Annotated in this window: 26 protein-coding genes; 12 read left to right on the forward strand and 14 right to left on the reverse strand. The window is 50.0% G+C overall.

The genetic code is table 11. The features are described 5' to 3' along the window. Positions 1–17: 17 nt before the first annotated feature. Together Q0499_RS12425 and Q0499_RS12430 are read right to left on the reverse strand one after the other, a co-directional pair. A complete protein-coding gene (locus Q0499_RS12425) occupies positions 18–983 on the reverse strand; it encodes a GNAT family N-acetyltransferase (RefSeq protein ID WP_299199821.1) in 966 nt (321 codons plus the stop codon). 159 nt (positions 984–1,142) lie between these two features. Continuing rightward, positions 1,143–1,265: a hypothetical protein gene (locus tag Q0499_RS12430; protein ID WP_299199825.1), complete on the reverse strand. Its 123-nt coding sequence runs from the start codon at positions 1,263–1,265 to the stop codon at positions 1,143–1,145. 528 nt (positions 1,266–1,793) lie between these two features. Between Q0499_RS12430 and Q0499_RS12435 the strand changes: the two genes are divergently transcribed. Further along, complete coding sequence (locus Q0499_RS12435) at positions 1,794–2,225, forward strand: hypothetical protein (protein ID WP_299199827.1); 432 nt, start codon at positions 1,794–1,796, stop codon at positions 2,223–2,225. 16 nt (positions 2,226–2,241) lie between these two features. Here Q0499_RS12435 and Q0499_RS12440 read toward each other — a convergent pair whose 3' ends face one another. Next, positions 2,242–2,478, reverse strand: coding sequence for a hypothetical protein (locus Q0499_RS12440; protein WP_299199828.1), 237 nt, complete (start codon positions 2,476–2,478; stop codon positions 2,242–2,244). 77 nt (positions 2,479–2,555) lie between these two features. Here Q0499_RS12440 and Q0499_RS12445 point away from each other — a divergent pair, with 77 nt between their 5' ends. Then, positions 2,556–3,542 carry a ChaN family lipoprotein gene (locus Q0499_RS12445; RefSeq protein WP_299199829.1) on the forward strand — a complete coding sequence of 329 codons (987 nt, stop codon included), beginning with the start codon at positions 2,556–2,558 and terminating at the stop codon, positions 3,540–3,542. Here Q0499_RS12445 and Q0499_RS12450 read toward each other — a convergent pair. Continuing rightward, positions 3,539–3,820 (reverse strand): peptidylprolyl isomerase, encoded by a 282-nt coding sequence (locus tag Q0499_RS12450; protein WP_299199830.1) that lies wholly within the window; start codon positions 3,818–3,820, stop codon positions 3,539–3,541. The genes Q0499_RS12445 and Q0499_RS12450 overlap by 4 nt on opposite strands. Before the next feature lie 127 nt (positions 3,821–3,947). Between Q0499_RS12450 and Q0499_RS12455 the strand changes: the two genes are divergently transcribed. Together Q0499_RS12455 and Q0499_RS12460 are read left to right on the forward strand one after the other, a co-directional pair. Further along, positions 3,948–4,850 (forward strand): LysR family transcriptional regulator, encoded by a 903-nt coding sequence (locus tag Q0499_RS12455; protein WP_299199832.1) that lies wholly within the window; start codon positions 3,948–3,950, stop codon positions 4,848–4,850. Between the two features lie 209 nt (positions 4,851–5,059). After that, entirely contained in the window at positions 5,060–5,656 is a 597-nt protein-coding gene (locus Q0499_RS12460) for a LysE family transporter (RefSeq protein ID WP_299199834.1), read from the forward strand. A 63-nt stretch (positions 5,657–5,719) separates the two neighbouring features. Here Q0499_RS12460 and Q0499_RS12465 read toward each other — a convergent pair whose 3' ends face one another. Together Q0499_RS12465 and Q0499_RS12470 are read right to left on the reverse strand one after the other, a co-directional pair. Then, the gene (locus tag Q0499_RS12465; RefSeq protein ID WP_299199836.1) at positions 5,720–7,867 is read right to left on the reverse strand and encodes a 4Fe-4S binding protein; all 2,148 of its coding nucleotides are present in this window, start codon (positions 7,865–7,867) and stop codon (positions 5,720–5,722) included. A 156-nt stretch (positions 7,868–8,023) separates the two neighbouring features. Continuing rightward, positions 8,024–8,935, reverse strand: a complete 912-nt coding sequence (locus Q0499_RS12470) for a LysR family transcriptional regulator (RefSeq protein WP_299199838.1) — start codon at positions 8,933–8,935, stop codon at positions 8,024–8,026. Between the two features lie 104 nt (positions 8,936–9,039). Between Q0499_RS12470 and Q0499_RS12475 the strand changes: the two genes are divergently transcribed. The 3 genes from Q0499_RS12475 to Q0499_RS12485 are packed head-to-tail and all read left to right on the forward strand — an operon-like array spanning position 9,040 to position 10,805. Further along, positions 9,040–9,615, forward strand: coding sequence for a flavodoxin family protein (locus Q0499_RS12475; protein ID WP_299199840.1), 576 nt, complete (start codon positions 9,040–9,042; stop codon positions 9,613–9,615). Positions 9,616–9,669: 54 nt separating this feature from the next. After that, a complete protein-coding gene (locus tag Q0499_RS12480) occupies positions 9,670–10,236 on the forward strand; it encodes a cytochrome b (RefSeq protein ID WP_299199842.1) in 567 nt (188 codons plus the stop codon). Then, a complete protein-coding gene (locus tag Q0499_RS12485; RefSeq protein ID WP_299199844.1) occupies positions 10,233–10,805 on the forward strand; it encodes a YceI family protein in 573 nt (190 codons plus the stop codon). The genes Q0499_RS12480 and Q0499_RS12485 overlap by 4 nt, the downstream gene beginning before the upstream one ends. A gap of 75 nt (positions 10,806–10,880) precedes the next feature. Here Q0499_RS12485 and Q0499_RS12490 read toward each other — a convergent pair whose 3' ends face one another. Together Q0499_RS12490 and Q0499_RS12495 are read right to left on the reverse strand one after the other, a co-directional pair. Next, the gene (locus Q0499_RS12490) at positions 10,881–11,267 is read right to left on the reverse strand and encodes an acyl-CoA thioesterase (RefSeq protein ID WP_299199846.1); all 387 of its coding nucleotides are present in this window, start codon (positions 11,265–11,267) and stop codon (positions 10,881–10,883) included. 121 nt (positions 11,268–11,388) lie between these two features. Beyond that, on the reverse strand, positions 11,389–11,940 hold the full coding sequence (locus Q0499_RS12495) for a TIGR00730 family Rossman fold protein (RefSeq protein ID WP_299199848.1): 552 nt from the start codon (positions 11,938–11,940) through the stop codon (positions 11,389–11,391). Between the two features lie 294 nt (positions 11,941–12,234). Between Q0499_RS12495 and Q0499_RS12500 the strand changes: the two genes are divergently transcribed. Both Q0499_RS12500 and Q0499_RS12505 read left to right on the forward strand, forming a co-directional pair. Further along, positions 12,235–12,792: a DUF2058 domain-containing protein gene (locus tag Q0499_RS12500; RefSeq protein WP_299199850.1), complete on the forward strand. Its 558-nt coding sequence runs from the start codon at positions 12,235–12,237 to the stop codon at positions 12,790–12,792. Positions 12,793–13,295: 503 nt separating this feature from the next. Next, the gene (locus Q0499_RS12505) at positions 13,296–13,502 is read left to right on the forward strand and encodes a cold-shock protein (protein WP_299199852.1); all 207 of its coding nucleotides are present in this window, start codon (positions 13,296–13,298) and stop codon (positions 13,500–13,502) included. 151 nt (positions 13,503–13,653) lie between these two features. On the opposite strand, the gene Q0499_RS12510 is transcribed toward Q0499_RS12505, so the two are convergent. Both Q0499_RS12510 and Q0499_RS12515 read right to left on the reverse strand, forming a co-directional pair. Then, positions 13,654–14,268, reverse strand: a complete 615-nt coding sequence (locus Q0499_RS12510) for a DUF938 domain-containing protein (RefSeq protein WP_299199854.1) — start codon at positions 14,266–14,268, stop codon at positions 13,654–13,656. A 2-nt stretch (positions 14,269–14,270) separates the two neighbouring features. Beyond that, complete coding sequence (locus Q0499_RS12515; protein WP_299199856.1) at positions 14,271–14,852, reverse strand: NAD(P)H-dependent oxidoreductase; 582 nt, start codon at positions 14,850–14,852, stop codon at positions 14,271–14,273. 313 nt (positions 14,853–15,165) lie between these two features. Here Q0499_RS12515 and Q0499_RS12520 point away from each other — a divergent pair, with 313 nt between their 5' ends. Beyond that, positions 15,166–15,369, forward strand: coding sequence for a hypothetical protein (locus Q0499_RS12520; RefSeq protein ID WP_299199858.1), 204 nt, complete (start codon positions 15,166–15,168; stop codon positions 15,367–15,369). Positions 15,370–16,034: 665 nt separating this feature from the next. Here Q0499_RS12520 and Q0499_RS12525 read toward each other — a convergent pair. From Q0499_RS12525 to Q0499_RS12540, 4 genes are all read right to left on the reverse strand, one after another. After that, on the reverse strand, positions 16,035–16,568 hold the full coding sequence (locus Q0499_RS12525) for a hypothetical protein (RefSeq protein ID WP_299199860.1): 534 nt from the start codon (positions 16,566–16,568) through the stop codon (positions 16,035–16,037). A 285-nt stretch (positions 16,569–16,853) separates the two neighbouring features. Further along, positions 16,854–19,760, reverse strand: a complete 2,907-nt coding sequence (gene gcvP, locus Q0499_RS12530) for an aminomethyl-transferring glycine dehydrogenase (protein WP_299199862.1) — start codon at positions 19,758–19,760, stop codon at positions 16,854–16,856. A gap of 162 nt (positions 19,761–19,922) precedes the next feature. After that, positions 19,923–20,309, reverse strand: coding sequence for a glycine cleavage system protein GcvH (gene gcvH / locus Q0499_RS12535; RefSeq protein ID WP_299200207.1), 387 nt, complete (start codon positions 20,307–20,309; stop codon positions 19,923–19,925). Between the two features lie 103 nt (positions 20,310–20,412). Further along, complete coding sequence (locus Q0499_RS12540; protein ID WP_299199864.1) at positions 20,413–21,792, reverse strand: L-serine ammonia-lyase; 1,380 nt, start codon at positions 21,790–21,792, stop codon at positions 20,413–20,415. Positions 21,793–22,089: 297 nt separating this feature from the next. On the opposite strand from Q0499_RS12540, the gene Q0499_RS12545 reads away from it, so the two are divergent. Both Q0499_RS12545 and gcvT read left to right on the forward strand, forming a co-directional pair. Beyond that, positions 22,090–22,725, forward strand: a complete 636-nt coding sequence (locus tag Q0499_RS12545) for an XRE family transcriptional regulator (protein ID WP_299199866.1) — start codon at positions 22,090–22,092, stop codon at positions 22,723–22,725. Positions 22,726–23,132: 407 nt separating this feature from the next. Beyond that, positions 23,133–24,248 (forward strand): glycine cleavage system aminomethyltransferase GcvT, encoded by a 1,116-nt coding sequence (gcvT, locus tag Q0499_RS12550; RefSeq protein WP_299199868.1) that lies wholly within the window; start codon positions 23,133–23,135, stop codon positions 24,246–24,248. The last annotated feature ends 55 nt before the right edge of the window (positions 24,249–24,303 follow it).

Raw genomic sequence — 24,303 nt, forward strand, 5'->3', positions numbered from 1 at the left:
TGCCTTTAAACTTATGCCTATAAACTCAGCGCCATATAGATATCAGCGCGACTGTAATAAGAATGCCCATCCGGATGGGGCATCTGCCGAAACCCCAGATTGCGATATAACTGCAACGCTCTGTCCAGTTTACTTGAGCTTTCGAGAAAGACCTCTGCAACCCCAAGTTCACGGGCTTTATCCAGCGCTGCCAGCAACAGCCTGCGACCGACACCCACCGTTTGCCAGGCTTCGTCGACGCCCATTTTCGAAATTTCAAAGCGGCCATCGGCATGGCAAGCCAGCGCCACGCACCCCACCACCCGGTTATCGGTAACATTACGGGCGAACCAGATATAACCGCCCCGGGCAAGATAGTAGCCTTCCGGATTGTTCAGCGCGTCTTCATCCCGCTCGGTTATCTCTCCATCAAAATAACGCATCAGCCAGGCCATATTGAGTCGTTTAAAATCATCCCGTAGCGCTGCATCCCAGCCCTGGATAGCGACCTGTTGCCCCTCATTCCGGCGTTCAAGTTGTTGCACTATCGGGGCATAAAATCCCTGCTGTTGCAGCAATGTTTCAAACTCGGCAAGCGAGTCCAGTATCGGGTGCTGCTGAGAACCGATCAGCGCATCAAGGTAAGCCTGAATCGCTGTCCAGACCGGCGCTATCTGCTCTAATAATGCTTCACTTTTTACAGTCAACGCCAGCAACTGACGCCTTTCATCGGCCGGATCCGCCGTTTTACTCAGCCACGCCTCCTGCTGCATCTTACGAGCGATTTTGCTGATAGCCGGATGACTAACACCCAGCCTCTCTGCCGCCTCCGTCACCGTCATCGCCCCCTGCTGATGCAAGATATTAAACAGCGGGAAGAACGTCGGGTTCAGATTGATTCCCTGGCTCTGGTATAACTGATTAACATCCTGAACTAAGCGGTCCGATAGCCGCTTCAAACGGCTACCCAGAGACAGGCTGCCAAAACTTTTCATGTAATCCATATAAAACCAGAGCCCAATAAAACAAATTACGTAACTAGTTACATAACTTACAATAAAAAAGGGGAATATGCATCCCCCAAAGCAGCTGAGTGAATCGGTTGGCTGAATCGCTGGAAAGAGTTTTCTTGATCTGCCAACCTTAAAATATAGATATAAAAATCAGGATACCAATATCCCTACCTGTACCAGCATAGGCGATATACCCACCACCAAACCGACTACCACCATCAGAATAGTGGATAAAATACCAAAAATCTCTACGCCTTGCTCTTCATGTACCATGAGTCACTCTCCAGATATGTTTTTACGATATCCTCCATACTGCAGGAACAGGGCCAAAGCTATTTATCATTTAAATATCAATAGCTTACTAATATTTTATGGGAAATTAGCGTCTCTTATACCCACCATAATCGCCATCAGTGTCAAGAGGCTTGCCAATACTGACAATGAACACACTCAGCAGTGCAGGCGTTTCTGCTCACCTCAAAGATAAGGCCCTATACAGACCGGTAGCCCCGAAGCACAGGTTAATCCTCACGCTGGAAAGCAGCGTCCGCTGAACAAAATCAACAGAAAGTTCAGCTGCGATACAGGCACAACGCATCAGAATAGTTTTGAAAAAGTGACTAAATCCAGCCAGGAAATCGCCGATAGCATAACAATAGCCAAAGCGCGTTGAGATTGAGCTCTTAAATTGAGCTCTTAAATTGAGTTCTTAATTTGAGCTCTTAAATTGAGCTTTGAAATTAGCTAAGTCAGGGATTACACAGCGACAGCAAGCTTAAGCGATCAGCTTCGAGGTGCATTATGCCCAAACACTACTTACTCCACCCGGCAGATATTCCCATCCTGCTTAGCACAACGCAGGAGTCTCAGGCCGTTAATCTTTGTCACCCGTTATACCGGGAGTTCAGTCCGGCAAGGTTGAGCTGCCCTTCCGAATCGTACATCAAGCCGGGTTCGACTATCGATATCTGCCTTCCTCTTTCGCAACCCAGCCTGTCGGCTACCGGCTATGTCATCTGGTGCCAGCAGGAGCAATCTGGCTTTCTTCTGGGAATAGGCTTCGATGACCCGGAGCAGGTCTACAGCTTAAGAATGATAGAGCAGATCTGTCAGATTGAAAGCTATCGCTTAAAACAACACCGGAAGGGCCGCCAGCTCTCAAGTGAACAGGCAGCCGTTGAATGGATCAGGCTACACGCAGCGGATTTCCCCACCATTCGGCAGCTGCAATAACAGAGTTACAAACACCTCAGATATGGTGCTCAGCTATAAAATCATGCAGTGAATCGTAGCTCCAGTCACTGCCATCCGGATGCTTATGATCATGTTCATTAAGCTTTTCCATCATCTGCTTGACGTTATCGCCTTTTTTCCGGAGCCCCTGGACAAAATGTACCGCCTCATCGACCCGTTTCTGCAACTCAGGGTCAACACCACCGTCCCGTTCCCCTTTCTTACGGATGCTAACTTTTATTCCTGATTTCATGATATGTTTCTCCTTCATACTCTATTTTTCTATAACGTTACCCCAGCACTTCGCAGCTGAAAAGGGGCTTGATCAAAATGCCTATAAAAGAACGGATTCTAAACCAACTGTTTGCGTATACTCTGACCGGCACCCTGCTGCTAACCGGCGGCTGCGGTTATAATACCAAAGCGCCTCAGGCCGAATCACCAAAAAAAACGGAACCTTCGCTACAGGCTGAGCAGCATCCGCTTAGCGGTAAAGTTTTCAGCATGATCAGCGGCACACAGATCAGCTACGCAGAGCTACTGAAGCAGCTACGCAACAGCCGTTTTATCCTTGTCGGCGAAAAACATGATAACCCGGAACACCATCGGCTGGAGTTACAACTGCTACAAGATCTGCAAAATGGCACTAAAACCCGCTTAGTCCTGGAGATGCTGGACGAACAGCAGGGTGAAAATATCCCTAAGCTTTCAGCCACCAGCAGCGAATCTGAGATAAAAACCCTGCTCAACTGGAGCGATAGCAGCTGGCCCTGGCAGGATTATGGCCCGCTGATCAGCTCCGCGCTTAAAGATGGTAATCAACTGAAGGCAGGCAATCTGAGTAAACCGCTGCTGATGCAGATCTATAAAAAAGGATTACCGGATCAGCCACGCCTGGCGACAGTCAGCGATATTCCACAAACAATTCGGTCGACGATTCAGCAACAGGTGTTTGAAAGTCATTGTCAGGCTATCCCAATGGAGCAGATGGGACCGATGACCAGCATTCAGCTCAGCCGGGACGCCAGTATGGCCTATGCATTAAGCGATCAGCTGGGCAAACAGATGCAGGCGATTCTGATCACTGGCGCGTTTCACGCCCGAAAAGACACTGGTGTTCCGCAACACCTGAAAAAACTAACATCGAAAGCCGTTGTGTCTATTCTGCTGACAGAGACCGATGACGCGCTGACAACCGCTGCTGAAGCGATTAGCAGTAACGCAGGAGTGGCTGACTATATCTGGTTTACATCCCGATCAGAGAAGAAAGACTACTGCGCATCACTGCGGCAGCAGCCTCCTAAGAAAGACGATTAGTCTTCGCGGCTGGTCACTTCCAGCAGATGATAACCAAACTGGGTGCGCACAGGTCCCTGCACTTCACCGACAGGGGCTGAAAAAACCACCTTGTCGAACTCAGCAACCATCTGACCCGGACCGAAGCTGCCCAGATCGCCACCCTGACCACCGGATGGGCAGCTGGAGTGTTTTTTAGCCAGGTCAGCGAACTCAGCACCCGCCTCGATTTGTGATTTAAGATCAGCGCACTGAGTCTCACTGCTTACCAGAATGTGTCGTGCTGTCGCGCGTGCCATGAATATAATCCTATAGTTCAGTTGATAGTAGTTCAGTTGATAATCCGCACAGGATCCCTTTTTTCTTTAGCCTCTGCAACCCCTGAGAGAGGATTGACGTTATCAGTAATACTGATATGCTGGCCTGATGGAACTGGCCCGCATCAACCTCAACCTGCTGATCTCACTCTACTATCTATTGCATAGTAAAAGCGTGACCGCGGCGGCAAGCTCTCAGCATATCAGTCAGCCGGCAATGAGCCGTAATCTGAGCCAGCTGAGAGAGATATTCAGCGACCCGCTGATGGTGCGAGTGGGTAACACTATGCACCTGACGCCACGGGGAGAACAGCTCTGGCTGCAGCTGCCCGATGCACTCAACCATCTTGAAAATCTGTTGATCCCCAGTCAGTTTGAGCCTGCCGGGTATATCGGCGAATTCAATATCGCCACCACCGACTTTATTACTCATGATCTGCTGCCGCCTTTGATGGGAGACCTGCAACAGGATGCGCCGGGTATCAGTCTGCATTTTCACCTCTGGCATCCGGGCATGATGGAAAGTCTGCGCCAGGGACGGATGGACCTGGCTGCCTGTATCCTGGACACCGTACCCGATGATATCTATGGTAAACAGCTCGGCAGCGACAGTTACAGCTGTCTGATGAACAGCTCCCACCCCCTGGCCGGGCAAACCCTGTCACTGGACGACTATATCAGCGCTGAGCATATCGGTATCAGCGCAGGGGGTGATAAGATTCGCGCCGTCGACGAAGCACTGTTACAACTGAACCTGCAACGCACCATGAAACTGACCGTGCCATTTATCCACTCTGCCATGGCGATCACCAGCCGCGCCAATTATGTGCTCACCCTGCCTTCGCGCATCGCCACCCAACTCGGCACAACATACGGACTTAGCATTAAGGCACTGCCTGAACAGCTGAAGATCCCTGCCAGCAACTACTACCTGATCTGGCATCAGCGACTTCAGGGTGACCCGGCGCACCGTTATCTTCGTGAACGGATGCTGCACAGTCTGAGTGAGTGATTCCGGCATCACGGCCTGCCGCCTGGTCCGCAACGACAGCTTATGACTGTTTTCATAACTATTTTCATGACTGTTTTCACAACCCAAGGTCATAACTAAAACTGATAACCTTTATCCGATATCGGTATTCGCTAATCCCCTGCCCGATGACTAAAATCGCTGTCATTAACTCAGGTGGTGTGAACCGCCCTCCCTAATGGAATATTTCAATGACTGAATGGCTGATTTTTGCCGGCATAATGCTGCTGGGCGCGATGCTTCCCGGTGCCAATACGGCAATTATTTTACGTAATACGCTGCGGGGGTCGCGACGCTCAGGCTTTATCACCGCACTGGGGCTGGCAACCGCGCTGGCGATCCATGTGCTACTGTCGGTGATAGGCCTGGCGGCCCTGATTGAAAGCACCCCTGCGCTTTATGCAGCGATTCGCTGGCTTGGCAGCGCCTATCTGATCTATCTGGGGATTGTTTACCTGGCCACCCGCTCAGACAAAAACAGTGATCATGCAGAATCGGGCAGTGATAATCCGTTTATGGCGGGAATGATGGTGAGCCTGTTTAACCCTAAAATTCTGATTATGTTTGTGGCGATCTTCAGTCATGTCGTCGCAGAGGTCTCCAGTATCCCAATGCAGATCCTGTATTGCGCCACCCCGGTGCTTGTTGAGTTTGGCTGGCTCAGTATGATTATCCTGCTGCTGACTCGTCCCGCCATTCAGGCATGGCTGCAGCGGGTACGCACCACCATTGAACGAGTCATCGGCGGTGGACTGGTATTGCTGGGCATTAAGCTCGGCCTCGGTTAAAAACTCAGAAGTCTGTTAAACAAGAGCTCTGTTAAACAAAAGCTCTGTTAAATCAGAGCCCTATTAAAGCTGCTGCAGCGGAATCTCACCGGTTGCCCGGGCGGCTTTTGCCCGTTGCTTACTCTGTGACAGCTCAATGGCGCACTGATCATCATTATTCAGAATGACGATACACTCCATACATTGAACGCACTCATTGTAGTCAACACTGCCATCCTTGTTGATAGAGTCGATCTCACAACGCACTTTGCATAACTGGCAAGGGCTGCCGCACTCAGCCCTGCGGTGCAACCAGCGAAACAAACTAAACCTTCCCAGCACGGCTAAACCAGCGCCCAGAGGACACAGATAGCGACAGAAAAACTTATGGATAAACATCCCCACCACTAACAGCAGCAGCGCATACACAACAAAAGGCCAGCTGCGAATAAAGGTCAGCGTGATCGCTGTTTTGAAAGGCTCCAGTTCCGCCAGCCGCTCTGCCAGACTGACCGACCAGAAGGCACTGCCCACCAGAACCACCAGCAACAGGTATTTTAGTTTCTGCAGCTTTTGATGCACAGCCGGAGGAATTTTCACCTGCTTCAATTTCAACAGGCCACCCATTTTAGCGGCGATCTCCTGTAGCACGCCAAAGGGACAGAGCCAGCCACAGAAGACTCCCCGCCCCCAAAGAAACAGGGTAATAAACACATAAGTCCACAACACAAACAGCACCGGGTCTAACAGAAACACTTGTATATCAAAGCCCTTCACCAGCTGCAGCAACAAAGTATAAATATTCACAACCGAGAGCTGCCCCTGGGCATAGATACCGATAAAACCAAGAGTAAACAGCATCACGCCCCAGCGAACCCGGTGAAACAGACGACTATGGGACGATAACCGGTGCTGCCAGATAAATGCAGCGGTCACCACTAGCAGAGTCAGCACCAGGCCGGTGATCTGCAGCCAACGGTCCAGCCATAAACGTTGCCATAACGGCAGCGGTTTAACCTCCTCGATCACGTTGATATCAAACAGATCGACGGGGAGTTGATAGCTGTCTTCGAACTGAGCCTGATCACGAATAAGGTGGTTGCGGGGCAGATCCAGATCCAGATCCAGTGACATCGGCTGCGAAGGATTAAACCCTGACTGCGCTTTAATTCTGAACACGCGTAGCTCTCCAAACGCAGGAGCATCGGCGGGCAGCTGCGGTTGAGAGTTGTCAAAAAAATCCAGATCACGTATATCCACCGGCAGACCGTTCTGGGACATCCCTAGCCGACTGGGCACAGTGCCGCGGCGAAATTCCGGCTCTAAAAAACCATAATCCCCTACCGATGCCACCAGCAAAGCATGCTCTCCGGGGCGCAACACCGCCTTCAGACGAGTAAAATCCTGCTCGCCCAGCAAGTTTTTACCGGTCACCGGAGTATTCAGATAAGCATAATAATAACGTACGGGCAGATCGGACTGCGCCAGCGCCTGTTGTAGTTCAGGATCCTGATAATCCTCTAACGCCAGAGGAAAGCGTTCCTGTAACTGATCTTTGGAAACCGACCAGGGGCGAAGCAGCCCGTTACTTTCTAACTGCTGCCAGCTATAGGGCTGAAAAACATCCTCACGTACCGTAACGGTGGGCGGGCGTTCAAACCCCTCAAGATAAGCACGCGCAACCTGCAACGCAGCAGATAGCACCGTATCGTTCATCACCAGCACCGACACTGTCGCTTTGGTAACACCATCGATGTAGACCGTTCCGGAGCCCTCTGTATCCTGCCCTTTATGACGGCTATCCACGATCACCCGCTTATCAACAGTTATCCCCTCATACTGATCGAGAAACTCGATCATCGGCTGTTCGCCAAGGCCGTGTAAAAAAATTGGCTCATGATGGTTAAGCACGTTGATCTTCACGATCATACCGGCGGCATCCATACCGATCAGCAGGTTAACACGCTCCCCGGAAAAGCCGGGCAGATTGGTCAGGTCATTGGTTTCAAACACATAGCCTAACAACTGATCCAGTTGGTAGACTGGCACCACAGTGGGGTTTTGCTGCATCTCACCAATCCGGGTCAACTTCGGAAAAATGGTGCGTATCTCAGTTTCAGACACCTGGGCAAAAGCGAGACTACTGCTTAACAGACAAAAGAGCAGACAGATGGCGCGACAGGTATGCTGATATAAATGCACTGCCGTTTTGAATAATGGGAAAGATGGCATAAAGCGACTCCACTGATCGACTATAAATGATCGGTAAAGCGGCCCTATCCAGCCATAGTACTTTGCGTCAATTTAACCTACTACTTTAGCGTCAGAACTTGATATCAGAACTTGATATCAGAACTTAATATCAGAACTTTACATCAGAGCTTTACATCAGATCACTTGCAAAATTCGCTGCCGGATCCATCGACACATAGGGTCACGGTGGTGCCTCTCATGCCAATAGAGATAAAAATTAATCGGCGGAGACTGCAGCTCATCAGGGACCGGAGTCAGCAGAATATTGCGTCCCTGAGCGATTCGCTGAGCAACGATTTGTGGCAGAAAAAACAACAGATCAGTCGTTTCACAGAAGTCCGCCGCGGTCATAAAGTTAGACAACCGCAACGCCAGGTGCCGTTTAAGCCCCAATTGTGCCAGCCGTTGATCTACATGACCCGGCCCCTGACCGGTCATAGACACCAGGCCATGACTGGCAGAAAGATAGTTATCCAGCGTTAATTTTTGAGCTGCCAACGGATGATCCGCCGCCATCATACAGACAACGCCGGACTGGGCGATCAGCAGCCGGCGGTATTGCCCCTCTCCAGCCTGCGGCTCCATCCCGGTCAGCGAGAATTGCACCTCGCCTTTTTCCAACAATTCAAAATGGTTACGCGGCTCCGTCCGCACCTCCAGACGCATGTTTGGCGCCTCCGAGCGCAGCACTTTCATCAGCGGTGAGACAAAGCAGGCGACTTCCAGATCCAGACCGTAAACCCTCACAACATCCTCAGCTTCTGCCGGATTAAATTGCGGCTCCGCAATCAGTTGCTCCATACCGCTGATAAGTACCTGTAAGCGAGGCAAGATATCCACCCCCCGGGCACTCAGATCATAACCCTGGGCTGTTCTCACCAGCAGCGGATCATCAAAGGTATCCCTCAACCGCTGCAATGCACGGCTGACCGCAGGCTGACTCATATTCAATAACTCCGACGCACGGGTCACATGCCGGGTTTCCAGTAACTGCTGCAATACCACCAGCAGATTCAGATCAACCGATCTTAAATTCACTTCACGCATAGCAATCATCACAATAATGCATTAGATGAATTTATTATGAAGCATTAAAGTGGGTATGACTACGGGGACATAACCCGATAACACACTTTAACGAGGTACTCTTCATGTCTGACCAGGTAAAAGTAGCAATCACATATCACAGTGGTTACGGGCACACTGAAGTACTTGCCCAGGCGGTTGCAGCTGGCGTAGAAAATGCTGGCGCAGTGGCGATTACAGTGTCTGTCGCAGATCTGGAAGCGATAAACTGGGAACAGCTGGCGGGTGCCGATGCCATTATTTTTGGCTCACCAACCTACATGGGTTCCGTCAGTGGTCCGTTTAAGTGCTTTATGGACGCCAGCTCAAAAATCTGGGCTGAGCAGGGCTGGAAAGACAAACTGGCTGCTGGTTTCACCAACTCTGCCAGTCTGAGTGGCGATAAACTGAACACCCTGATTCAGATGTCTATATTTGCTGCACAACATGGTATGAACTGGGTGAACCTGGCGATCGCCAACGGCAACAACAGCAGCCAGGGTGATCCGCAAAGTCTCAACCGGGTTGGTAGCTATCTGGGCGCGATGGCACAGAGTAATGCTGACGAAGGCCCTGATATTGCACCGCCGCAATGCGACCGCGATACCGCTCAGGCACTGGGTGCACGGGTAGCCGCAGCAGCTAAACGCTGGAAACAGTAACAACCACGACAGGATGACAGACGGCTGATGCCGTCTGTCAAACGGAACAGAAAGATGGCAATAGCTGTTAAAGACAACCCTGAATCATTCGGTTTAGGGTCAATTCTGCTGCACTGGATGACTGCCCTGATCATTATAGGCATGTATCCGCTAGGACTTTATATCGGCACGCTGACCTATTACGACCCGGATTATCATACCGTGCCTTACTGGCACAAGAGTATTGGCATGATCCTGCTAGGCCTGCTATTACTCAGGATTCTCTGGCGAATAATGAATACCTCTCCGGCACCGTTGCCACAACCAAAACCGCTGCTATTTGCAACTAAAGCTGTGCACCTGCTGCTATACCTGCTGACAATAACTACGCTGGTATCCGGCTATATGATCTCTACCGCTGACGGAAGGGGAATTGAGGTGTTCAACTGGTTTGAGATACCGGCACTGCCGGCTGTAACTGAAAACCAGGAAGATATAGCAGGTGAGATCCACTTCATAACCGCAACACTGCTTATCAGTCTGGCGGCGATACATGCGCTGGCCGCGCTGAAGCACCACTTTATTAATAAAGATAAAACCTTAACCCGCATGCTAAACATGCGTCAGGAGACTCACAAATGAATTTAAAAACGATTATTGCTGGTGCAATTCTGGCCGGGACTATTACATCAGCTCAGGCAACAGACTATGTGATCGATGACAAAGGGGCTCACGCTTCTATCAATTTCAGTATCAAACACCTTGGCTACAGCTGGCTAGTGGGCCGCTTTAATGAATTTAACGGCAGCTTCAGCTACGACGAAGCAGACCCGGCAGCTTCGACCGTTTCCGTTAATATCAAGCCCGCCAGCGTTGATTCTAACCATGCGGAACGGGACAAACACCTGCGTTCTGATGAATTTCTGGCAGTAGACAAGTTTCCGGATGCTCAATTTGTCAGCACGGCCTTCACGCCTGCAGCCGATGGGTCGGCAATACTGAGTGGCAATCTGACACTGCGGGGAGTGACCAAACCGATTGAGATCGCGGTAACAAAGATTGGTGAAGGCAAAGATCCATGGGGTGGATACCGTGCAGGTTTCCAGGGTACTACAGAGCTGAAACTGAAAGAGTATGGCATCAACTTCAATCTCGGCCCCGCGTCAGAAAGCGTTTATCTGAATCTGAACGTTGAAGGCATTCGCCAGTAAAATCACCCGGCAGCTTAAACAGCTGCCGGGGAACGCGCTTAACAACCTCTGTTTGGCGCGTTTCTTTATTCCGCGTTATACCATCTCAGCTTTAATAGGCTTTGGACGGCCATCGCCGCCAATCGCGACAAAAGTGAAATTTGCCTCGGTTACCTTTTCAATCAGCTCACTGTGGTGACGCTGAACCCAGGTTTCCACATGAACCACCAGCGAAGTATTACCGTAACGTACAATTTTACAGAAACAGCTGACATCATCACCAATATTAACCGGCTTATGGAATGTCATCGCATCCACTGCAACCGTGACCACCCGGCATTTTGTTTCCTGTGAAGCAAAACTACCACTGGCCAGATCCATCTGCGCCATGATCCAGCCACCGAAGATATCCCCGTCAGGGTTAGCATCCCCCGGCATCGCAATGGTTCTGAGTGAAGGACGCCCTTCCGGCATTTTCGACATGCTGACTCCAAAGTTACACTGTCGGACAGAGCTGTCCGCAGTTATTAAAAGACATTACAGCAGGATAAAACACGTTGATCCCGTAAACGAAGAAGACCAGAAACGATAACGCCCTGCTTCCTCACTCCTGTTGAAGCTTGTCCGTCAGCCGGATAAGCAGCCCTTCTGGTTGCTCATCAACTAACAAAAAATCACGGTATTCATCCCGGATAAACTCTTCACCTGCCGCATGCGCGATAAAGGCCAGCAGATTATCGAAGTAGTTGGCGATATTCAACAAACCGAACGGCTTATGGTGAATACCGATCTGCCGCCAGGCCCAGACCTCAAACAGCTCCTCCAGCGTGCCCGTTCCCCCCGGAAGTGCAATGAAGGCATCCGCTAACTCCATCATCACAGCTTTACGCTGATGCATATCGTCAACCACATGCAACTCACTCAAACCCACATGCACCTGCTCCCGATCAACCAGCACCTGAGGCATCACACCACACACATGTCCACCTGCCTCCAGTACTCCATCGGCGACACTCCCCATCAACCCGACACTTGAGCCTCCATACACCAGTTCAATATTTTGCCGGGCCATCAGATTTCCCAGTTTTCGTGCTTCGCGTTTATAGGGCCCCTCGGCTGGTCCGGACGAGGCTCCACAGTATACAGCTATCTTCATAGTGAGTGATTCGCACAGTGATTAGTTATCGATACGACTATTCAACAACACTGAGCCAGGAGATTAAAGCGAATAAAGACCATAAGTAAAAATAAACAATCGATACAGATAAATAGGTATTGAGGAAGATATGCACAGCGCCAGTGATTTTTACGGTATTACTTGAGTATCAAGCAAGCGATCAGATGCATCGAAGGTTAGTGAGCATCATTTAATCAGTGGCACAATGTGGAGCTGAAACCCAATGTCCGATATAGTTCGCAACCAGAATGCGACAGAAGCAGGGTAAATATCATGGCAGGCTCTCTACAAGATCAGCTTCTTAAAGCTGGTCTGGCAAATAAGCAACAGGCGAACAAAGCCAAAGCTGAAAAGCGCAAGCAAACCAAACAGGCAAAAGCGGTAAAGAAAGGTGAAGTCTTTAAAGACCCGGAACAACTGGAACGGGAACAGGCGATAGCCAAAGCGAAAGAGGAGAAACTGCAACGGGACCGGGAACTGAATCGTCAGCGGGAGGATGAACTCACCCGTCGTTCTATCGATGCATCCTGTGTTCAGATGATGTTACAAAACAGTATTAACATGCCTCACGAAGGTGATGTCGAATACAACTTTGTCGATGGTACTACCATCAAGAAGCTATACGTAAACAAAGCGCTGCAAGAACAGTTAGCGAAGGGTAACCTCGCGATCGCAACCAGCAAAGGCAGTTACATTCTGATACCGGCAGGCGTGGCCGAAAAAATCAGCGAGCGCCGCCCGGAACTGATTATCAGCCGCCAGACGGTGGAAGAGATCGATCCGGATGATCCCTATGCAGATTATCAGATCCCTGACGATCTTATGTGGTAAATGTTTAAGATTGCCTCAGGGAGCCATCCCTGAGGCAATCTCTTTAAAGTGTACTTTCAACAGCAATATAATGTGCTCTCCCCCCCTTCAAACAGTCAACCATCGCATCGAAATCGATCAGAGCAGCCTCTGCTCAGATACAAATCACGCTTGCAAACCGTAATTGGCAACCTTAATCAGAGGGTAAAAAACGCCGGAAAAAATAATAGCAGGCGATTATGTTACATTAATACGCATGATTCAAAAAACAATAAACCGTTTAATTACAACAGCTTAAGACAATAAAACGTTTTAAAAATAACTCTTTTACTCTTTTATCAAATGTCATAGAATTGAATCAGCTTGAAAGTACGGCCCGATTTTTATGTATCAAAGAGTCCATCAGATTAACCTGTGTGTCCCTTAGTCATAAATGTAGTCCCTGCATTCTTAGCTTAACCCGTGTTTCTGACATTTATCAGAGCACCATTATTTAAAAAAATACTATTGTAGGGAATACAATTATGTCTACATCTACTGGTACCGTTAAATGGTTCAATGCCGATAAAGGCTATGGTTTTATCGAACAGGATAACGGCCCTGACGTATTCGTTCACTTCCGTGCTATCAACTCCGATGGTTTCAAGACTCTGAACGAAGGACAGCAAGTTTCTTTCGAAGTAACTTCAGGTCAGAAAGGACCACAGGCTGAGAACGTTACTATCCTGTAATGTTTTTATCGCCCGGCTGTGACCTCCGGGTCACAGCCTACTTTCTTCTAACCTGTCCCGTTTAAGCATCTATCAGAACCCTTATCTTCCTGATCTACACACGTCCTATTACTCCCTACTCCCCAATATTTAGCGAACACCTGATACCCGATTAAGTCTTTTTCCAAACCAGTAACTGATTATTAGCGGGCATACTGATATCCGTTTCCAGTATTAAACCGACACCACGCGCCAGAGAATCTATCTGTTCAAAATCACGAATGCCGCTGTCTGGATTACGCTCTTTGAGCCAACAATCAAACTCTGCATTCCCCTCACTGGTGAAACAGTTGTTATAACGAAATGGGCCATAGAGAATAAGCCGTCCAGCAGGTTCAAGCACCGCCCCCACCCCGTTAAACAACGAGGTTACTTCAGTCCAACTGATAATATGCAAGGTATTCGCACTGTATACCAGCTCGACTGGTGGTAATACGGAACTCCAGTGCGGGTGCTGTAGATCGACAAGAACGGGCGGATGAATATTGTCACATCCGTGCGCCTCAAGATTAGCCTGCAACAGCGGCAATTGTTGTGCTACCTCAGAAGGCAACCAGCGCAGAGAGGGTAAAGCCTGGCAGAAATGAACGGCGTGCTGACCGCTGCCACTGCCAATTTCAAGAACAGCCTCGTCCCCCTTCAGCAGACTGACCAATGCCTCCAGAATAGGCGTACGATTGCGTGCTGATGCAGGGGAAAAGCCGAGAAAATAGTTTTCCCCCGTCATTATCAATCCAACCGGTCAGATTGTTTCTGTAAAATTTCAAACAGATCAGCGCCCAGAGACTCGGTGGCTTTCTGTATCTGATCATTATGCAACCGGCCATCCTCCCGGAATGCCTGTCCCGCCTGTCCCAGAGTCACCTGACCCGGAAGCACCATAATACACAGGTTCTGAAGGTAGATACGCAATATAGTCAGCCCCCGGGTTCCACCACCCGCTCCGGGTGAGGCCGCAACCACTGCCGCAATTTTGTTTTGAAACGCAAACATCGGCGGCTCATGGTCTGTTTGTTTGCGCGAAAGCCAGTCAAAGGTGTTTTTCAGCAACGGTGAGGGAAAGCCATTGTACTCGGGAGACGCGATCAGCAAGCCGTTATGTTCCACCATCAACTTCTTCAGTTCAGCGGCTGCTTCCGGAACACCTTCACTATATTCAAAATCCTGATTATATAGAGGCATTTCATACTCGCTAAGATCAACAACAGTAACGTCTGCACCTGCTTGTCGCGCTCCAGCGACCGCGATATCAAGTAATCTGCGGTTAAATGATTCCGCTCTGGTACTTCCCGATAACGCCAGTATCTTCATTGTTAATCCTCCAGGCTAAACAGATTCAGTCATCTGTGCATCAACTATACTCAGGGACCAAGAGCAGGTAAATACTCGCCTGCAGATCAGATTTATAAGATGTTTGCTCATTAAAACACCCACTTGGCATCATGATGAATTTATCTCATCATTTATCTGAAAATAGATCAGTTATCACCGCTGAGACTAAAGTCTAAAATGCGCTGATATTCGGAGGGGTGACCCCTTTCTGTTTTCTGAATTTAGTTCTGACAGATCAAGTCTAATCGACTGAATATATTTGCTGAACTGAATTCAATTTATGGTGATTACAATGGTTATTCCGCAACCCCACAACAGTATCTATAAGCAAGCTGCAAATATGCGCTCGCAAGTCCAGGCAGAACTGATTCTGAGTGCATTTGCATTCATTAAAGACAAAGTTAAAACAAATACATCTGCTTTTGGCCCTCTTTCGAGCCACACAAACTACAAGATGTCCATGAAAGCGATGGACAATGACACTGCTGCTATCTGAAACGATTCTCTCTTAAGAGCATAATATTGGCCCTAGACAGGTCGATTACTGTTTATAGCTCTTATTTTTTAACAGGCCCCGGCCTGTTTTTTTTTGTTTAAACTATCGATAAGTCTCTGCGGCCGACTTCTACAGCGTCATCATCAGACTTTCTCTCTGATATCCTCAACAGATAATGATGCTATACATATGAACCTGCTCATTCCCAACCACTCATAACTATTTATCAGAGCGCACAGGCTTTAGTGATGACGCGCTAACTGAATCCGCTTAATACCGCCTACACTTAAGAAAAGCGGGCGTTAACTTATTGATTATAAACGAGTGAGTCAAATAAGAGACACCGTAATAGATTGATTTATATGAATTTTATAAAAACAAGAAAAATTAAGTATCCAATGAGTAACACTATTTTTCAGATCGCTGAAATAAAATTGATCACAGACAATATAACTGTTTGATAATTATTGGTTTAAATAAAACAGGCATCAATATTGTATATATAGAAATATTACTTCGGCTGATACCACCCGAAAGTTAAGCATCCCCCCCCATTGAGTTTAATAATTAGGGTGCTTCAGCCGGAGCAATAAGAATAGCTAAAAAAACCGCCTTATGGCGGTTTTTTTATATCTGTCAATTCCCCTGAGAGATTCAGGCAGGCCTTAACCTCCGTAAACACTCTCCAGATAGTGGCTGAAGCTGGCAAACGGCGTCGAAGCCAGCATATCGTCCTTCGCTTCATCATCCCAACGTCGCAACTGTATCGCTTGCTCATGAAAAGGCTCGGCCCGAAAAGCCGTGACCTCGTCGGCGCTCATCAAACCGCCCTGATGCTCCAGAGAGTGTCTGGAGGCCTCGGACAGACCGTCAATATAACCGGCCTCAACCGTGCACAGATAACGCTTTGCGCTGACGTGAAGGCGGATAGGCTCGATTACGCCGGGAGGAAAACCATTGCTAAGAAATTCAGCGGCTACAAGGTCGTGATGGAAGTTACCATGAACCGGGTTTACCTCATCAATAAGGTGCCCGATATCATGTAGCAAAGCCGCGACAACCATATCATCCCGTTCACCATCATCCACCGCCTGACGAGCACACTGCACAGCATGCTCAACCTGGCTTACCCCTTCGCCATAATGCTTATGGCCCTTCTCGTTATAGATCTGTTCGATTTTACTAAGGATATCAGTCATCTTAGCCTCCTGGGTTATACCACCAAAATGCCTGAGAGATATGAAGCTGATGTTACGGTGTTGTTTTGAACAAACCTCTTTAACACAAAAAAAGCGGATCAGTTACCCGATCCGCTCAAACGGTTTGCTTTTACAGGTTCGCTAAAAAGCGAGATAGACTCTCATCAACCCTCTATATCATTGATAAAAAAGGTTCACACAGATTAAAAGCCTATCCGGCTTGCCAGCCGAAAAAAACGGAACCAGCACCGGCTGATAGCACGATCAACCGGTGCTGAAATACTGTTACTGATCCGTATAGGTTTCTATGGGAGGACAGGAACAGATAAAGTTACGATCACCATACACGTTGTCTATACGGTTTGCGGTTGGCCAGAACTTGCTGTCCCGGGTTGCACGACTTGGAAATACCGCTTCTTCACGGGTATAGGGACGGTTCCACTCCTCAGCCATGATATCGGCCTGCGTATGCGGAGCCCGGCACAACGGGTTGTTATCCGCGGGCCAGAGTCCACTACGGACCTTCTCGATCTCCGCTTTGATCTGCACCATCGCCTCGATAAAACGATCGATCTCAACTTTAGATTCAGATTCGGTCGGCTCAATCATCAGCGTACCCGCTACCGGGAACGACATGGTCGGCGCATGAAAACCGTAATCCATCAGACGCTTGGCGATGTCCTCCTCGGTGACCCCGGAGGCCTCCTTCAGCGGGCGAATGTCGATGATGCACTCGTGGGCAACCTTGTTGTTACGCCCCCGATAGAGAACCGGATAGTGCCCGGACAATTTCTCCGCCATGTAGTTCGCATTCAGAATCGCCATCTGGGTGGAGCGCTTCAGGCCTGATTTACCCAGCATCAGGTTATACATCCAGGTGATCGGCAGAATAGACGCAGAACCATAAGGGGTTGCTGCAACTGCGCCGTTTTCAGGGTTCAAGCCGGTGACCGGAGAAACCTTGTGGCTCGCCAGAAACGGTGCCAGATGGCTTTTCACACCGATCGGTCCCATACCTGGACCGCCACCACCGTGCGGGATAGCAAAGGTTTTATGCAGGTTCAGGTGCGACACATCAGAACCGATAAGGCCCGGTTTAGAGATCCCCACCTGGGCGTTCATATTGGCGCCGTCCATATACACCTGGCCACCATTCTTGTGAATGATGTCACAGATCTCAACGATATCTTCTTCATATACACCGTGAGTGGAGGGATAAGTGATCATCAGACAGGAGAGATCATCTTTATGCAGCTCAGCCTGAGCCCGCAGATCCGCAACATCAACGTTGCCCTTCTCATCGCAGCGGGTGACGATGATCTTCATATCCATCATCGCCGCAGACGCCGGGTTAGTACCGTGTGCAGACGACGGAATCAGACAGACATTACGATGCCCTTCGCCAACCGATTCCTGATATTTACGGATCGCCAGCAAACCGGCGTATTCACCGGAGGCACCGGAGTTAGGCTGCAGCGACACCTTATCGTATCCGGTAATCTCGACCAGTTGCTCTTCCAGCAGACTGAGCATCGTGTGATAACCCTGCACCTGATCCGCAGGCGCAAACGGGTGAATACTGGAAAACTCAGGCCAGGTAACCGGAATCATCTCAGCAGTTGCGTTCAGCTTCATGGTGCAGGAACCCAGCGGGATCATACCGTGTACCAGAGAGTAATCTTTATTCTCCAGTTTCTTCATGTAGCGCAGCATATCGGTTTCACTGTGATAGCTGTTAAATGTCGGATGGCTCAGAATCGCATCGCTGCGACGCATCTCCGGCGCGATGCCCGTTACCGCACCCGCAACAATCGCGGCATCCAGATCAGCCACGGACAAACCGTGACCCGCCCCCAGAACAACGTCAAACAGTTCGGCAATATCAGCAGGCCGGGTGGTTTCATCCAGCGAGACGCCCAGCTTATCCACTGCGGTCTGACGCAGGTTGCAACCGGCATCCAGTGCCCGCTGATAGACCTCAGCAGCCGTTTCTGGCAACGTCAGTGTCAGGGTATCAAAGTAGCTGTCATTCACCATCACGCCTTTAGACTTCAAACCGTTGGCAAGAATAGCAGTCAGACGGTGTACCCGCTCAGCGATGGTTTTCAGACCGTCCGGTCCGTGATAGACACAGTAGAACGACGCCATATTCGCCAGCAGCGCCTGAGCAGTACAGATATTGGAGGTCGCTTTCTCACGACGGATATGCTGCTCCCGGGTTTGCATCGCCATCCGCAGTGCCCGGTTACCATTGGCATCAATAGAGACGCCGATAATACGGCCAGGCACTGAACGCTTGAGCTTTTCACTGGCCGCAAAAAAGGCAGCGTGCGGGCCACCAAAGCCCATCGGCACACCGAAGCGCTGGGACGATCCTAACACGACATCCGCTCCCAGCTCACCAGGGGATTTCAGCAACACCAGCGCTAATGGATCCGCTGCGACAGACACCATCGCCTGCTGCGCCCTGGCTTTTTCGATCAAAGTCTTAATATCGGTAATATCACCGTAGGTTCCCGGATATTGCAGCTGAACACCAAAGGCATCACAGCTATCCAGATCGGTCAGAGGGTTGCCGACAACAATTTCAAAGCCAAAATACTCGGCCCGGGTTCTGATCACATCAATGGTCTGGGGATGCACGTCATCGGCAACAAAAAAAGTGTCGCTCTTTTTACGATTTGAACGTTTACACAGCGTCATCGCTTCAGCAGCCGCAGTTGCCTCATCCAGAAGTGACGCATTCGCCAGATCCATACCGGTGAGATCCATCACCATCTGCTGGTAATTGAGCAATGCTTCAAGACGGCCTTGTGAGATCTCTGGCTGGTAGGGTGTATAGGCGGTATACCAACCGGGATTTTCCATCACATTGCGCAAAATAACATTGGGGACCAGGGTATTGTGATAGCCCATACCGATATAGGATCGGTTCACCCTGTTCTGATCTGCCAGACTGCGCAATAGTGCCAGCGCATCGGCTTCAGACACGGCATCCGCCATATCCAGCGCATCATCCAGCCGGATTGAGTCCGGCACTGTCTGTATCATCAGTTCCTCTATAGAACTGATACCCAGCTCAGCCAGCATCGCTGCGGTCTGATCGGTGTCCGGGCCGATATGACGACGGGTAAAGTCAGTCGTCTGCTGAAGAGTGCTTAGCGGAACAGGAGAAGATATCTCAGTAGCCATTACAATAACCTGTTTAAACGGACCAGCAACGCAAGCGGCTGATCATCAATCAAAGAGTGCGGGATGGTTGTGCATACCAGCCCGCGTTGGCGAAACGACCTGATCGGAGTGCAGTCATAAACGCTGTCTCATACGACAATAACGCACCCCCACAGATCAAATCTATTCTGCAATCGTAGCAGCATAAGCTTCAGCGTTCAGCAACCCATCCAGTTGAGCGGCATCAGAAAGCTTAATTTTAACAATCCAGCCGCCATCATAAGGTGCGTTATTAACGGTTTCCGGCTCATTCTCCAGCGCATCGTTGATCTCAACCACTTCACCACTCACCGGGGCGTAGATATCTGACGCCGCTTTTACGGACTCAACCAGAGAAAACTCTTCACCGGCGGTGACTTCACGGCCAAGTTCTGGCAGCTCAACAAAAACAACATCACCCAGCAGATCCTGGGCGTGATCGGAGATACCTACAGTGACGGTACCGTCACCGTTATCCAGAACCCATTCATGACTTGAGGAGAAACGGTAGTTAGATGGAATGCTCATAATTGTATTTCCTTTAAAAATTAACTCCGGCAGATCTCATAGACTCAGCACCGGATTAGCGTTTGTTGAATGACAGGGTTATTGCTGCAGAGCAACGGGTTTAACCTCAACAGGCAACGACGTTAACCGCCAGCCCCCCCTGTGAGGTCTCTTTATATTTATCCTGCATATCGACACCGGTCTGGCGCATTGTCTCAATCACTGAATCAAGAGAGACGTGATGCTTACCATCACCCCGCATCGCCAGCCGCGCGGCATTTATCGCTTTAACCGCCCCCATGGTATTTCGCTCGATACAGGGCACCTGCACCAAACCACCAATGGGGTCACAGGTCAGCCCAAGGTTATGTTCCATACCGATCTCAGCAGCATTCTCTACCTGTTCAATGGTGCCACCCATCGCCGCACAGAGCGCACCCGCCGCCATTGAACAGGCCACACCGATCTCTCCCTGACAACCCACCTCGGCGGCCGAGATAGAAGCGTTCTTCTTATACAACATGCCAATGGCGGCAGCCGTGGCGAGAAAATCAAAAATACCCTGCTCCGTCGACCCATGAACAAAGCGGTCGTAGTACGCCAGTACCGCCGGGATAACGCCCGCCGCGCCATTTGTCGGTGCAGTGACAACACGGCCCCCGGCGGCATTCTCTTCATTCACCGCCATGGCATACAGGTTGATCCAGTCCATCACCGTCAACTGGTCTTTAAAGGAGGCTTCCGGGCTGTTGCGCAGCTCTTCATACAGCTCACGCGCGCGACGCTTAATCCGCAGACCACCGGGCAGCTCACCCTCGACCCCACAGCCACGACGGATGCAGCGATCCATCACCTGCCAGATGTTACGCAGCCCTGCGCGAATCTCTTCGTCACTGCGCCAGGCACGTTCATTCTCCAGCATGATCTGCGCAACACTCAAACCACTCTGCTGACAAAGCTGCAGAAGTTCTGCGCCACTATTGAAGTCATAGGGAATGCTCACACTGTCGTCACTGAGCGGCGGCTCACCGGCTTCGGCATCGCTCAGAACAAAGCCACCACCGATGGAATAAAAAACCGCATCATGCAGCACAATACCCGCAGCATCAAACGCCTGAAAACGAATACCGTTAGGATGCTTAGGCAACGACTGAGCAAAATTAAACTGTAGATCTGTATCCGGGCAAAAAGGGATCATCCGCTGAGCGGCAAGATTAAGCTGCCCACTCTGTTTTATCTCAGCGATAAACAGCGGAACACTGTCAGGGTCGACCTGGTCGGGCTGCTCGCCCAACAAACCCAGCATCACCGCCACATCGGTTGAGTGACCTTTACCGGTCAGCGCCAGCGAACCATAAAGACCCACTTTAACCTGATCAGCCTGATCTAACTGGCCGCGCTGTTGTAGCTCATCAGTAAAGCGGTTAGCCGCCACCATCGGACCCACGGTATGCGAGCTCGAAGGGCCAATACCTACCTTAAAGAGATCAAAAATACTCAACGCCACTGACAGCTACTCCAGTCTTATATGTAACGATTACTCTGATCCTCCGCTGAATTCTTGAACCCGAACATCAACAGCGAACACATTAATAGCTAATTGTGGCCCAGACTAGCAGCGCATTTTCCTAAAATCAACACAAAGTTTCTTTTAGGAAACTTTTCCATAAAAAATTATAAAACTGTAAAATATTGCATTCTTTCAATGCCATGAGCGGTTGTGTACTATTATCGGAAACAGGGAGTGCCTACCCCCTGAACCATGAGAACTAACCCCTAGCGACAGGTTTCAACGGAGCACCCGATGCCAGACAAGCCCTCTTTTCTCAAAGAAGATCAGCAGTTTTTCTCGGTCACCCGGGATAATGCTGACGCCGTCGTGGAGCCGCTTGAGCTGGGTAAGCGGGTGCGGGAGATCCGCCTGAGCCAGAAACTGACGCTGGAGGAAGCCAGTAAACTGACGGGGCTTGCCCGTTCTACACTCTCAAAAATCGAGAATGAGCAGATCTCACCCACCTTTACTGCGGTTAATAAGCTGGTTAAAGGGCTGGGGATCGATATCCCGCAACTGTTTACTCAGCCGAAAAAGAAAAGTCCCAGCAGCGGCGGCCGCCGGGATATAACCCGTCGCGGGGAAGGCAAGCCCCATCCGACACCCACCTATGAACACGAACTACTGGCAACGCAACTGTCCAGCAAGAAGATGATCCCGTTCAAAACCACCGTCCGCACCCACTCATGGGATGAGTATGAAGACTGGGTCCGACACGATGGAGAAGAGTTTCTCTATGTTCTCAGTGGCAGCCTCATGTTCTACACCGAATTTTATGAACCGATTGAGTTAGTTGCCGGAGACAGCGCCTACTACGACTGCGAGATGGGCCATGCACTGGTGTCCACTAGTAAGAAAGATGCTGAGGTGCTCTGGGTTACGGCTTAAAAGCTGAACACCGCTTGCGGCTGCCAGACACGACTCGTGATTCGTGGCGGACAGTTTTATCAGTCTCTACACAACCACTCAACAACCTTCTTACAAAGTATTTATTCCCTAAATGCCCCTGCCCTTAATAAAGAAGGCTGTCGCGAGCAACGAGCAAGTCACGTTTTTTGTGACGTTCGAGCTACGGCTCTTAATAAGTCACGGCTTTAAAAAAGCGCTAAATACGACACCGACGATCCTTTTCACGTAACTTTGTTCTTGCAAACCATTCCCCATTCGATTAACTTTGTTTCCTATAGGAAACTTAATCCCCAATCAAAAGCCGTCATTCGCTATTTTTCAGACTACACTATCAGTCCCGGATAAACAGCACTGACGTTGACCGAACATAACCAATGGAGACTCCCATGTCTGAACTGAACAAAACACCCCTCTACGCTCTACACCTGGAACTGGGCGGCAAGATGGTACCTTTTGCAGGCTTTGAGATGCCTGTTCAGTATCCTATGGGGGTAAAAAAGGAACATATCCACACCCGTGAACATGCCGGTCTGTTTGATGTTTCCCATATGGGCCAGGTAAAACTGACGGGAGCCAATGCGGCAGCAGAACTGGAAAAACTGGTACCGGTCGACATTATCGATCTGCCGATTGGCAAGCAGCGCTACGCCCTGTTCACCAATGCCCATGGCGGCATTATGGATGACCTGATGGTCACCAATTATGGCGATCATCTGTATGTTGTCGTCAACGCTGCCTGTAAGGCTCAGGACATTGCACATATGCAGGCAAACCTCGGCGAAGGCGTCGAACTGGAAGTGCTGGATAATCGGGCACTGGTCGCATTACAGGGTCCTGAAGCCGCTGTGGCACTGTCTCGCATCTGCCCTGAGGTGAACGATATGGTGTTTATGGATTCCCGCCATATCACCATTGATGGGGTTGGATGTTTTGTCAGCCGCTCCGGTTATACCGGCGAAGATGGCTATGAGATCTCTATCCCGGCTGACCAGGCAGAGCGTCTCTGTCGCCTGTTTATTGCGCAACCGGAAGTTGAGTTTATCGGCCTCGGCGCGCGGGACTCTCTGCGTCTGGAATCAGGCCTGTGCCTTTACGGTCACGACCTTGACCCGAACACCACACCCATTGAGGGCAGTCTGATCTGGGCGATCAGTAAATGCCGTCGTGCCGACGGCGAGCGTGCCGGGGGCTTTCCCGGTGCCGATAAGATCTTTGACCAGATCGCCAACAAGAATTGCACCCGTCAACGCGTGGGCCTGATCGCCCAGGGTAAAGCGCCTATCCGCGAAGGTGCTGAACTGTTGAATGCCGATGGTGTGAAGATTGGCGAAGTCACCAGCGGCAGCTTTGGCCCAACCGTGGGTGTCCCCATTGCGATGGGATATGTCGCTTCTGAGTATGCGGCGCTGGAAACAGAAGTATATGCTCTGGTTCGCGGAAAGCAGTTGCCAATGGTGGTGTCAAAAGCCCCCTTCATCGAGCAACGCTATTATCGCGGCTAACCATCCGTTACAACGGCCCGCAAAAAGAGCAAAGGAATCAGGAGTAAAGGAGCTG

It is taken from the genome of uncultured Amphritea sp. (genome assembly GCF_937127095.1).
In the GTDB taxonomy this organism is placed as follows: Bacteria; Pseudomonadota; Gammaproteobacteria; order Pseudomonadales; family Balneatricaceae; genus Amphritea.

Excerpts from the sequence above, each read along its gene's own strand:
- Q0499_RS12425 (WP_299199821.1), bottom strand. The coding sequence starts at position 983 with ATGGATTACATGAAAAGTTTTGGCAGCCTGTCTCTGGGTAGCCGTTTG.
- Q0499_RS12430 (WP_299199825.1), bottom strand. The coding sequence starts at position 1,265 with ATGGTACATGAAGAGCAAGGCGTAGAGATTTTTGGTATTTTATCCACT.
- Q0499_RS12435 (WP_299199827.1), top strand. The coding sequence starts at position 1,794 with ATGCCCAAACACTACTTACTCCACCCGGCAGATATTCCCATCCTGCTT.
- Q0499_RS12440 (WP_299199828.1), bottom strand. The coding sequence starts at position 2,478 with ATGAAATCAGGAATAAAAGTTAGCATCCGTAAGAAAGGGGAACGGGAC.
- Q0499_RS12445 (WP_299199829.1), top strand. The coding sequence starts at position 2,556 with ATGCCTATAAAAGAACGGATTCTAAACCAACTGTTTGCGTATACTCTG.
- Q0499_RS12450 (WP_299199830.1), bottom strand. The coding sequence starts at position 3,820 with ATGGCACGCGCGACAGCACGACACATTCTGGTAAGCAGTGAGACTCAG.
- Q0499_RS12455 (WP_299199832.1), top strand. The coding sequence starts at position 3,948 with ATGGAACTGGCCCGCATCAACCTCAACCTGCTGATCTCACTCTACTAT.
- Q0499_RS12460 (WP_299199834.1), top strand. The coding sequence starts at position 5,060 with ATGACTGAATGGCTGATTTTTGCCGGCATAATGCTGCTGGGCGCGATG.
- Q0499_RS12465 (WP_299199836.1), bottom strand. The coding sequence starts at position 7,867 with ATGCCATCTTTCCCATTATTCAAAACGGCAGTGCATTTATATCAGCAT.
- Q0499_RS12470 (WP_299199838.1), bottom strand. The coding sequence starts at position 8,935 with ATGCGTGAAGTGAATTTAAGATCGGTTGATCTGAATCTGCTGGTGGTA.
- Q0499_RS12475 (WP_299199840.1), top strand. The coding sequence starts at position 9,040 with ATGTCTGACCAGGTAAAAGTAGCAATCACATATCACAGTGGTTACGGG.
- Q0499_RS12480 (WP_299199842.1), top strand. The coding sequence starts at position 9,670 with ATGGCAATAGCTGTTAAAGACAACCCTGAATCATTCGGTTTAGGGTCA.
- Q0499_RS12485 (WP_299199844.1), top strand. The coding sequence starts at position 10,233 with ATGAATTTAAAAACGATTATTGCTGGTGCAATTCTGGCCGGGACTATT.
- Q0499_RS12490 (WP_299199846.1), bottom strand. The coding sequence starts at position 11,267 with ATGTCGAAAATGCCGGAAGGGCGTCCTTCACTCAGAACCATTGCGATG.
- Q0499_RS12495 (WP_299199848.1), bottom strand. The coding sequence starts at position 11,940 with ATGAAGATAGCTGTATACTGTGGAGCCTCGTCCGGACCAGCCGAGGGG.
- Q0499_RS12500 (WP_299199850.1), top strand. The coding sequence starts at position 12,235 with ATGGCAGGCTCTCTACAAGATCAGCTTCTTAAAGCTGGTCTGGCAAAT.
- Q0499_RS12505 (WP_299199852.1), top strand. The coding sequence starts at position 13,296 with ATGTCTACATCTACTGGTACCGTTAAATGGTTCAATGCCGATAAAGGC.
- Q0499_RS12510 (WP_299199854.1), bottom strand. The coding sequence starts at position 14,268 with ATGACGGGGGAAAACTATTTTCTCGGCTTTTCCCCTGCATCAGCACGC.
- Q0499_RS12515 (WP_299199856.1), bottom strand. The coding sequence starts at position 14,852 with ATGAAGATACTGGCGTTATCGGGAAGTACCAGAGCGGAATCATTTAAC.
- Q0499_RS12520 (WP_299199858.1), top strand. The coding sequence starts at position 15,166 with ATGGTTATTCCGCAACCCCACAACAGTATCTATAAGCAAGCTGCAAAT.
- Q0499_RS12525 (WP_299199860.1), bottom strand. The coding sequence starts at position 16,568 with ATGACTGATATCCTTAGTAAAATCGAACAGATCTATAACGAGAAGGGC.
- gcvP (WP_299199862.1), bottom strand. The coding sequence starts at position 19,760 with ATGGCTACTGAGATATCTTCTCCTGTTCCGCTAAGCACTCTTCAGCAG.
- Q0499_RS12545 (WP_299199866.1), top strand. The coding sequence starts at position 22,090 with ATGCCAGACAAGCCCTCTTTTCTCAAAGAAGATCAGCAGTTTTTCTCG.
- gcvT (WP_299199868.1), top strand. The coding sequence starts at position 23,133 with ATGTCTGAACTGAACAAAACACCCCTCTACGCTCTACACCTGGAACTG.